General features: G+C 74.2%; 9 protein-coding genes. 4 read left to right on the forward strand and 5 right to left on the reverse strand.

Features of this window, described 5'->3' with window-relative positions; translation table 11 throughout:
• Positions 1-477 (forward strand): hypothetical protein (locus FA014_RS20095; protein WP_230323193.1); only part of this gene is annotated, 477 nt, incomplete at its 5' end.
• Positions 478-712: 235 nt separating this feature from the next.
• The gene (acs, locus tag FA014_RS14735; protein ID WP_154730416.1) at positions 713-2662 is read left to right on the forward strand and encodes an acetate--CoA ligase; all 1950 of its coding nucleotides are present in this window, start codon (positions 713-715) and stop codon (positions 2660-2662) included.
• Between the two features lie 149 nt (positions 2663-2811).
• On the opposite strand, the gene FA014_RS14740 is transcribed toward acs, so the two are convergent.
• The 4 genes from FA014_RS14740 to FA014_RS14755 all read right to left on the reverse strand — a co-directional run bounded on the left by FA014_RS14740 (position 2812) and on the right by FA014_RS14755 (position 7216).
• Entirely contained in the window at positions 2812-3999 is a 1188-nt protein-coding gene (locus FA014_RS14740; RefSeq protein ID WP_154730409.1) for a glycoside hydrolase family 1 protein, read from the reverse strand.
• A 65-nt stretch (positions 4000-4064) separates the two neighbouring features.
• Positions 4065-4958, reverse strand: a complete 894-nt coding sequence (locus tag FA014_RS14745) for a carbohydrate ABC transporter permease (RefSeq protein ID WP_154730410.1) — start codon at positions 4956-4958, stop codon at positions 4065-4067.
• Positions 4959-4979: 21 nt separating this feature from the next.
• Positions 4980-5939: a carbohydrate ABC transporter permease gene (locus FA014_RS14750; protein WP_154730411.1), complete on the reverse strand. Its 960-nt coding sequence runs from the start codon at positions 5937-5939 to the stop codon at positions 4980-4982.
• A 5-nt stretch (positions 5940-5944) separates the two neighbouring features.
• Positions 5945-7216, reverse strand: a complete 1272-nt coding sequence (locus FA014_RS14755) for an extracellular solute-binding protein (RefSeq protein ID WP_154730412.1) — start codon at positions 7214-7216, stop codon at positions 5945-5947.
• A 169-nt stretch (positions 7217-7385) separates the two neighbouring features.
• Between FA014_RS14755 and FA014_RS14760 the strand changes: the two genes are divergently transcribed.
• The gene (locus FA014_RS14760; RefSeq protein ID WP_230323194.1) at positions 7386-8480 is read left to right on the forward strand and encodes a LacI family DNA-binding transcriptional regulator; all 1095 of its coding nucleotides are present in this window, start codon (positions 7386-7388) and stop codon (positions 8478-8480) included.
• 30 nt (positions 8481-8510) lie between these two features.
• On the opposite strand, the gene FA014_RS14765 is transcribed toward FA014_RS14760, so the two are convergent.
• A complete protein-coding gene (locus FA014_RS14765; RefSeq protein ID WP_154730414.1) occupies positions 8511-9404 on the reverse strand; it encodes a LysR family transcriptional regulator in 894 nt (297 codons plus the stop codon).
• A 121-nt stretch (positions 9405-9525) separates the two neighbouring features.
• Between FA014_RS14765 and FA014_RS14770 the strand changes: the two genes are divergently transcribed.
• Positions 9526-10307: MFS transporter (locus FA014_RS14770; RefSeq protein ID WP_154730415.1), on the forward strand; the 782-nt coding region annotated here is incomplete at its 3' end.

Here is a 10307-nt window from a genome sequence, read left to right on the forward strand (position 1 = left end):
GACGCCGCCGCCGAGCCCGCCCACCGTCCCGGCGGCGGCGGGCTCCGGCACGTCCTCGGCGCCCTGGTCGGCCTGGTCGTCGGCGCGCTCGGCGTGTGGACGGTGCTGTTCGGCCAGTCCCGCGTGCTGGCGGCGCAGGCGCCCGGCTGGGACGCCTCGTACGACGCGCTCGGCGTGGTGCTCGTGACCGCGGGCGTCCTGGTGCTGGCGGTCGTGCTCGGCCTCGGCCTGTGGACGCCCGCCGTCCCGATCACCGCGGGTGCCGTCGCCTCGGTCCTCGGGGTGGTGCTGCTCTACGTGCCCGCGACGACGCACGTGGACGTCGTCCGGTGGGTCGCCACCGACGGAACCGAGTACTCGGTGGTCCGCGCGACGGTGACGGCGACGTCCGGCACGGTGTTCGTCGTGGGGGCGCTGCTGCTCGTCGCCGGTCTGGTGCTGGCCGCGGCGCGCCGCCGCTGGCTCCCCCGGGTCTGACGCCCGGCGCCCCGGACCTGACGCCCGGCGCCCCCGGCGCCAGCGACAACGCACTCGCCAGGGACGAAAGTCCTACTAGAGTGCCGAGAGACGCGGCATCCGGGCCGCGCCAGCTCGCACCGACGTCGTTGCGCTGGAGGTACACGTGGCCCTCGACAGCTCCGCCCCGCAGGCCGCTCCCGACGGGGGCACGCCCCCGCCCGACGGCCCGGGCCCCGACGCCCCCGCCCCGGGGCTGGAGAACCTGCTCACCGAGGACCGGCGGTTCCCCCCGGACCCGGCGTTCGCCGCGCAGGCGAACGCCCACGCGGAGCTGTACGCCTGGGCCAACGCCGCGCGGCTCGAGTTCTGGGCGGAGCAGGCGCGGTCGCTCCTCGACTGGGCCGAGCCGTTCCACGAGGTGCTCGACTGGTCCGGGGCCCCGCGGGCGCGCTGGTTCGGCGACGGCCGGCTCAACGCCGCGTACAACGCGGTCGACCGGCACGTCGCGGCGGGCCACGGGGACCGGGTCGCGCTGCACTTCGAGGGCGAACCCGGCGACACCCGCACGCTCACCTACGCCGACCTGCAGCGCGAGGTGTCCCGCGCCGCGAACGCGCTCACCGCGCTCGGGGTGCAGACCGGCGACCGCGTCGCCATCTACCTGCCGCTGATCCCGGAGGCCGTCATCGCCATGCTGGCGTGCGCCCGGATCGGCGCCCCGCACTCGGTGGTGTTCGGCGGGTTCTCGGCCGAGGCGCTGCACACGCGGATCCTCGACGCGGACGCCCGGGTCGTCATCACCGCCGACGGCGGCTACCGGCGCGGCGCCCCGAGCGCCCTGAAGCCGACGGTCGACGAGGCGCTCGCCAAGGGCAGCGGCGACGTCGTCCGCACCGTGCTGGTGGTCCGGCGGACCGGCCAGGAGGTGCCCTGGACCGACGGCCGCGACGTGTGGTGGCACGACGCCGTCGACAGCGCGTCCGACACCCACGAGCCCGTCGCCGTCGAGGCGGAGCACCCGCTGTTCATCCTCTACACCTCGGGCACCACCGGGAAGCCGAAGGGCATCTTCCACACCACCGGCGGCTACCTGACGCAGGCGGCGTGGACCCACCTCAACGTGTTCGACCTGAAGCCCGAGACGGACGTCTACTGGTGCACGGCCGACGTCGGCTGGGTCACCGGCCACACGTACGTCGTCTACGGCCCGCTGATCAACGGCGCGACCCAGGTGATCTACGAGGGCACCCCGGACACCCCGCACCGCGGCCGGTGGTGGGAGATCGTGCAGAAGTACGGGGTGTCGATCCTGTACACCGCGCCCACGGCCATCCGGACCTGCATGAAGTGGGGCGACGACGTCCCGGGCCGGTTCGACCTGTCGAGCCTGCGGGTGCTGGGGTCGGTCGGGGAGCCCATCAACCCCGAGGCCTGGACCTGGTACCGCCGGGTCATCGGCGGCGACCGCACGCCCGTCGTGGACACCTGGTGGCAGACCGAGACCGGCGCGATCATGATCAGCCCGCTGCCGGGGGTCACCGTCGCCAAGCCCGGCTCGGCGCAGACCCCGCTGCCGGGGATCGCCGCCGACGTCATCGACGACGACGCGCACCCGGTCCCGAACGGCTCGGGCGGCTACCTGGTGCTCACCGAGCCGTGGCCGGCCATGCTCCGCGGGATCTGGGGCGACGAGCAGCGGTTCCGGGACACGTACTGGGCCCGGTTCCCCGGCATCTACTTCGCCGGCGACGGGGCCAAGAAGGACGAGGACGGCGACATCTGGCTGCTCGGCCGGGTCGACGACGTGATGAACGTGTCCGGGCACCGGCTGTCGACCACCGAGATCGAGTCCGCGCTGGTGTCGCACCCGTCGGTCGCGGAGGCCGCCGTCGTCGGGGCGCACGACGACACCACCGGGCAGGCCGTGGTCGCGTTCGTCATCCTGCGGGGCGGCGCCGCCGAGCAGTCCCCCGAGGACACGGCGACCGAGCTGCGTGCGCACGTGGCGCAGCAGATCGGCCCCATCGCGAAGCCGCGCACGATCCTCGTGGTGCCGGAGCTGCCGAAGACCCGGTCCGGCAAGATCATGCGCCGCCTGCTGCGGGACGTCGCCGAGCACCGGCAGGTCGGCGACGCGACGACCCTGGCCGACTCGTCCGTGATGGACCTGATCCAGCAGGGCCTGGCGGCGCCGAAGGGCTGACCTGCCGCGCCCGCGAGCCCGCCGCCGCCCGCTGATCGGACGCCTCGCGACCTCGCACGCCCGCCGGGACAGGACCGCCGCGCCGGGACAGGACCCCCGGCGGGCCTGTCTCGGCGGGGACGTCCTGTCCCGGCGCTCGAGGTCGCGCGTCAGCGCGTCGGGTGCGCGAGGGTGCCCGTGCGGGCCACCTCGCCGAGCCAGTGCGCGCTCGGCTTCGGGGTGCGCTCGAACGTGTCCCGGTCCCAGCCGATGAGGCCGAACGTCGGCGCGTAGGAGCCCCACTCGTAGTTGTCGAGCGCCGACCAGTGCAGGTACCCGCGCACGTCGATCCCGTCCGCCATCGCCTCGTGCACGCCGACCAGCGCGTCGTGCGTGTAGTCGATGCGGCGCGGGTCGTCCTGGGTGGCGATGCCGTTCTCGGTCACCACGACCGGGACGCCGCCGGTGCGCTCCCAGGCGTTCCGGATGCCGATGCCGATCGCGGGCGGGAAGTACTCCCAGCCGGTCAGCGTGGTCTCGGCGCCCTCGGGGACCGGCAGCGGGTTGCCCTGCGGGTCGATGAAGGTGCGCAGGTAGCCCTGCACGCCGATCCAGTCGTCGCCCTTCGCGGCGTCGAGGAAGATGTCCTCCCGCGGGTAGCCGTAGGCCTTCGTGGCCTCCTCGGCCCCGGGCGCCGCGTGGTACGCCTGCGTCGCCACCGACCAGCCCGACCGGACCTGCGGCAGCTGCGCCAGCACGGACCGCGACCGGCGGTGCGCCTCGATGAGCGCGTCGGTGATCTGCGGGTCCGGTGCGGGCAGCCGGGAGGCCGTCATCTCCGTGCCCTCCTCGCCGCGGGTCATCGCGACCATGTTGGGCTCGTTGATGGTGCACACCCACTCGACGTCGTCGCCGAGCACGGGCAGCGCGATCTCGGTGAACCGCTCGAACAGCGCCGGGGCGTCCGGGTTCCGCCAGCCGCCGAGCCTCGCGAACCAGCGCGGGTGCGTGAAGTGGTGCAGCGTCACCGACGGGGTGAGGCCGTGCTCGCGGCAGGTGTCGACCATGCGGCGGTAGTGCGCGAGCTGCGCCTTGGACACGAAGCCCTGCTCCGGCTCGATGCGCGCCCACTCGATGCTGAACCGGTACGAGTTGAAGCCCAGCGACGCGAGCAGCGCGATGTCCTCGGGGTACCGGTGGTAGGAGTCGGCGGCGTCACCGGACGGCTCGGCCAGGTCGGTGCCCGGCGTGTGCTCGCGCACCCACCAGTCGGAGTTGACGTTGTTCCCCTCGACCTGGTGCGCGGCGGTGGAGGCGCCCCAGAGGAAGCCCTCGGGGAACTGACGGCTGACGGACATGCGGGTCCTTCCGGTGGTGCGGGTGGTTCGAGGGGCGCGCCCGGTCGTGCCCGGCGCGCCCGGGGTCACTTGAGGCCGACGGTCGCGATGCCCTGGACGAAGTACCGCTGCAGCGCGACGAACAGCAGCAGGATCGGCGTGATGACCAGCACCGCGCCGGCCAGCAGCAGGCCGTAGTCGGTCGCCTGCTGGCCCGTGGAGTACAGGGACAGCGCGACGGGCAGCGTGTACATGTCCTGGCTCTGCGCGGCGACGAGCGGCCACAGGAAGTTGTTCCACGAGCCGAGGAACGTGAGGATGCCGAGCGTGGCCAGCGGCGGCCCGCACAGCGGCATGACGACCCGCGCGAAGATGCGCAGCTCCCCGGCGCCGTCGATGCGGGCGGCCTCCATCAGCGGCTCGGGGATGCCGAGCATGAACTGCCGCATGAGGAACACCCCGAGCGGCTGGGTGAGGAACGGCAGGATCAGCGCCGGGTAGGTGTTGAGCAGCCCGAGGGACGTGACCTGGACGAACAGCGGCACGAACGTGACGACGCCCGGGACCATCAGCATGATCATGACGAGCGCGAACAGCGCCTTCTTGCCCGGGAAGTCCATCTTGGCCAGCGCGTAGCCGACCATCGAGCAGAACAGCAGGTTCCCGAGCACCGTCACGACGGCGACGATCACCGAGTTGGTGAAGAACTGCCCGAAGTTCAGGTCCGTGAACCAGCGCCCGAAGTTGTCGAACGTCGGGTCCTGCGGCCAGATCGTCGGCGGCTTGGTGAGGATCTCGCGCTGCGTCTTGACCGAGCCGAGCACCATCCAGACGAACGGCAGCAGCCAGAGCAGCACGCCGGCGACGAGGACGGTGTAGGTGAGCACGCGGCCGGTCGGCAGCCGGCGGCGGCGCGCCCGGGCCGGCTGCGCGAGCCGCTCGACGGCGGGGTGCGGCGACGGCGGGGTGATCGTGGACATCTTCTCTTCCCCTCAGCCGTGTCAGTCGGCCGACCGCAGCAGCCGGAACTGCAGCAGGCTCAGGAGCGCGATGGCCAGGAACAGCACGTAGGACGCCGCGGAGGCGAACCCGTACTTGCCGAACCCGAACTGCTCGAACGTGTAGAACGCGGTCGACAGCGTGGAGTCGAGCGGGCCGCCCTGCGTCATCACGAAGGCCTCCTCGAAGAACTGCAGGTAGCCGACCGAGATGAGCACGGCGCCGAGCAGCAGCGTCGGGCGGAGCAGCGGCAGCGTCACGCTGCGGAACCGGCGCCACGGGGACGCCCCGTCCATGACGGCGGCCTCCTGGACCTCGGCGGGCACCGACTGCAGGCCGGCCAGGAAGATCACCATGAGGGTGCCGACGTTCCGCCAGACGGCCATGAGGATCAGCGACGGCAGCGCCCAGGTGGTCGAGCTCAGCCAGTTCGGCCCCTCGATCCCGACCCAGCCGAGGGCCGTGTTGAGCAGGCCGTCGGGCTGCAGGATGTACCGCCACACCACCGACACCGCGACGATGCTGGTCACGACGGGTGCGTAGAACCCGACCCGGAACGCCGAGCGGAACCGGCTGATCCCCGAGTTCAGCGCGACGGCGAGCGCGAGCGCCACGACCATCGTCAGCGGGATGCCGACGACCACGAACGTGCCCGTGACCGTCAGCGACTTCAGGAACCGCGCGTCGCCGAACAGGGCGACGTACTGGTCCAGGCCGACGAAGTTCACCGCGAAGGGCGTCCGGACGTCGCGCGAGGTGAAGTCGGTGAAGGACATCGCGAACGACGACACCAGCGGCACGAGCATGAAGAACCCGAACACCAGGACGAACGGCAGCGCGAACATCCACGCGACCATCCCCTGGCGCCGGCGGCGTGCGGCGGCCGGCCCGCGGGACGCGGGGGCCGCCGCCCGGCCGGGACCACGGGTCCCGGCCGGGCGGGGTGCGGCTGTGGTGGTCATGGCGGTCAGCCCACGCCGATCGACGTCGCCTGCTGCTGCAGCTCCGCGAGGGCCTCCTCGGGCGCCTCGCCGCTGACGGTCATCCGCTCGAGCACCGAGTCGGCGGCCGCACCGACCTGCACCCACGCGGTGTTCACCGGCGGGGCCTGGGTGTCCTCGAGCTGCTCGCCGAACACGGCCAGCTTCTGGTCGTCGGCGAGCGACGGGTCGTCCCACGCGGACTGCTGCGACGGCAGGTCGCCGGTCACGTCGTACCACTTCACCTGCACGTCGGGCTGGGTCAGCCAGTCGACGAGCTTCCACGCGGCGTCGGCGTTGTCGGAGTCCTGGAAGACGACCAGGTTCGAGCCGCCCGCGAACGAGGTCGACGAGTCGCCGGCCGGGATGCGCGCGGTGGCGTACTTGTCCTCGAAGCCCTCGCCGCCGAGCGTGGCGAGCTGGCCCATCATGAACGGCCCGTCGATGAGCATCGGCGTGGTGCCGGCGACGAACTCCGCCTCCTGGGCGCCCGCGCTGCGGTCGGCGGAGGCGTTGGCGACGCCGTCGGAGAAGAACGACGCGTAGTACTCGTAGGCCTCGACCATCTCCGGGGAGTCGAGCGTCCACTCGGTCTGGTCGTCGTTCATCAGGCTCGCGCCGTTGGACCACGGGGCCCACAGCGAGCCCTGGAACGAGTCGTTGCCCGCGGACTGCAGCCGGATGCCGTAGTCGGCCCCCGCCTTGGCCTGCATGTCGGCGGCCATCTGCTTGAGGTCCTCCTGCGTGGCCGGCGCCTCGGTCCAGCCGGCCTGCTCGGCGAGGTCGGTCCGGTAGTAGAGGACGCGTGTGTCGACGTACCACGGCACGCCGATCGCGGTGCCGTCCAGCTCGGCGGTGCCGAGGGAGCCCTCGAAGATGCCGCTGGTGTCGATGGCGTCCGGGACCGGGGCGAACGCGTCGCCGAACTCGGCCATCCAGGTGGTGCCCATCATCGCGACGTCCGGGGTGGTGCCGGCGGCGATCGCGGTCTGGAACTTGTCGCGCGCGGCGTCCCACGGGATCGGCACGACCTCGATGTCGACGTCCGGGTTGGCGTCGGTGAACTCCTGCACGAAGTCGGGCAGGGCCTCGCCCTCGGCACCCATCGCCCACACGGTCAGCTCGCCCGAGGCGGCGCCCTCGGACAGGGTCGCGGCGTCGGTGGCGCCGCCGCCGGTGTCGTCGGAGCGGCCGCACGCGGTGAGTGCGGTCAGGGCGAGCGCGGTCACGACGGCGACACGCGCAGCGGGACGGATCATGGTTCGTTCCTCCTCGAACGGCCGGGCGCTTGGTGGTCGGCAGGCGCCTCGCGCTTCTATGCGCTTAGATGATGAGAGATGTTAAGCGCATAGAATGAACCACGCAAGGGGGACCGGTCCGGGGCGCCGGAACCCCTACCATCGTCCGGGGCCCCGAGGAGGTGGTGCAGTGCCGCGTCGACCGACCGTCTACGACGTCGCCGAGCGCGCGGGGGTGTCGATCGCCACCGTGTCGTTCACCTTCCGCCAACCCGAGCGGGTCCGCGACTCGACCCGCGCCGCGGTGCTCGTCGCCGCGAGCGAGCTGGGCTACGTGCCCAACGCCAGCGCCCGCGGCCTCGCGCACGGCCGCACCGGCGCACTCGGCCTGTACTCGTTCGACCTCATGCTCGCGGCCCCGCAGAAGGGCGCCGACGGCGCGCTGCCGGTCGCCACGCCCATGCCGGTCGACGACACCGACCCCGACGCCGACCCGCGCGCCTTCCCCCTGTACGTGGACGAGGTGCAGCGCGGCTTCGAGCTCGAGTGCTGGCAGCGCGGCCAGGCCCTGCTGCTGAGCAGCGGCAGCGGGTCCGGCGCCTCCGTGACCGAGGTGGCGGGCCGCGTCGACGGACTGGCGGTGTTCCCCGGCCCGACCCCCGTCGGCACGCTCGAGCACGTCGCGCGGCGCATCCCCGTCGTCGCGTTCAGCACGCCACCGGTCGCCGACGGCCTGCACCACATCGGCGTCGACAACCGCGCCGGGATGCGCGACGTCGTCGACCACCTGGTCGGCGGGCACGGCCTGCGGGACCTCGGGTTCGTCGGCCGGCTGACCACCCCCGACTACGCGGAGCGGTTCGCCGGGTTCCGCGAGGCCGTCGCCGCCGCCGGCCTCCCCGAACCCGCCGAGCCGCTCGACCCGACCGACCTCGCGGAGCCGCACCGGTTCGAGGTGCTGGCCGCGCTCGCCGCCGAGGACCGGCTCCCGCGGGCGCTGGTGTGCGCGAGCGACCAGCTCGCCCTCGGCGTGCTCGACCTGCTGGCCGCCCGCGGGGTGCCGGTGCCGGAGCGCGTCGTGGTGACCGGGTTCGACGGCATCCTCGCCGGGCGGCTGGCCCGGCCCTCGCTCACGACGGTGCGGCAGCCGATGGCCGCGATGGGGCGGCTCGCGGTGCAGGTGCTGGTCCGGCACGCCGGCGCGCCCGCGGAGGAGCCGGAGTCGCACCGGCTGCCCGTGCGGGTGGTCCGCCGCGAGTCCTGCGGCTGCCCGCCGCCCGCCTGACCGGGCCGCGAGGCCGGGCGGACGGGCCCGTCAGCCCGCCGCGTGCTCGCGGACGTGGCGGACGAGCGCTGCCGTCGCCGCGGACGGCCGCCGGTCCCGGGGCACCGCGAGCGCCAGCGGCCAGCGCGGCCCGGCCGCCAGCACGAGGGCGGGCAGGTCCGGAGCGGCGGCCGCCGTGAACCGGGGGACGACGGCCACCCCCAGCCCGTGCCGGACGTAGCCCGCGACGGTCCCGATGTCGGCGACCTCGACGGTCACCCGCCGCTCCAGCCCAGCGGCCGCGAACGCCGCGTCCGTCGCCGCCCGGTTGCCGTAGCCGGCCGGCGAGTCGATGAAGTCGACCCCGGCGAGCTCCGCCAGGTCGACCGGGCGCCCGCCCACCCGCTCCGCGAGGTCGTGCCCCGGCGGGACGAGCAGGTCCATCGGGGCCGAGGCGAGGTCGAGCAGCCGCACGCCCGGGGCGGCGCCGCCCGGGACGGACACGAACGCCAGGTCGAGGTGCCGGTCGGCCACCGCGGCGGCCAGGCCCGCCGAGCCCGACGTCGAGGCGCTGAGCCGCAGCGCGACACCGGGGTGCGACCGGTGGAACGCGCCGAGCAGCGCCGGCACGTCGACCAGGCCGACCGACGGCATCGTCCCGACGCGGACGGTGCCGGTGAGCCCGCCCTTCACCAGGTCGACCGCCTCGCGGGCGTCCCGGGCGGCGTCGAGCGCGGCCCGGGCGTGCGGGAGCAGGGCGGCACCGGCGTCGGTGAGGGCGACCCGGCGCGGCCCGCGGGTGAGCAGCGGCGCACCGACCTCGCGCTCGAGCGCCTGCACCGACGCGGACACGGCGGACTGCACGAGCAGCAGCCGTCCGGCGGCCGCCGTGAACGTGCCCTCCTCGACGACGGCGACGAACGCGCCGAGCTGACGGAGCTCCATGGGGCCACGCTATCGCCGGCGTCGATGGCTGCCATGCAGAACCAGTGTTGGACGCGATGGCGGGCGCGGGCGCACCGTGGTCGGAGCACGCGCACCCCGACCGAGAGGACGGCCGCCCGACATGTCCACCCCCACGCTCCCCCGCTCCGCCCGCACCACCGCGACCACGGGCCACCCGACGCACCCGGCGTCGGCCGCGCCCGACGCCGCGGGAGCGCCCCGCGCCTCCGCCGCGCGGCACCGCGCCGGCTTCTGGCTCGTCGCGGCCGCCTTCCTCGCCACGATGGCCTTCTCGACCGTCCCCGCACCGCTCTACCCGCTCTACCAGGCGGCCGACGGGTTCTCGACCTTCACCGTCACCGTCGTGTTCGCGGCGTACGCCGTGGGCGTCGCGCTCGCCCTCGTGCTGGCCGGGCACGTGTCCGACTGGCTCGGCCGGCGCCGGGTGCTGCTCCCCGCGCTCGCCCTGGAGCTCGCCGCCGCCGCGCTCTTCCTGTCCGGGACGAGCCTGACGACGCTGCTGGTCGCCCGGTTCGTCAGCGGTCTCGGCGTCGGGATGCTCACCGCCACGGCCACCGCTCACCTCGCGGAGCTGCACGCCGCGCACCGGCCCGGGGACGCCGGGCACCGGCCGCAGGTCGTCGCCGTGGTGGCGAACATCGGCGGCCTGGGCGCCGGGGCGCTCGCCGCGGGGGCGCTCGCGCAGACGGGGGTCGCCCCGCTGCGCCTGTCCTACGCGGTGTTCGCCGGGCTGCTGCTGCTCGGCGTCGTCGGCGTGCTGATCGCGCCGGAGACGGTCCGGCGGCCCGCCGCGCGCCCCGCGTACCGACCGCAGCGCCCGCGCCGGGCGGGCGGCGACCCCGCTGCGCAGCGCCTCGCGTACGCCGCGGCCTTCGCGTCGTT

This window comes from Cellulomonas hominis, assembly GCF_005239125.1.
GTDB classification, from domain to species: Bacteria; Actinomycetota; Actinomycetes; order Actinomycetales; family Cellulomonadaceae; genus Cellulomonas; species Cellulomonas hominis_A.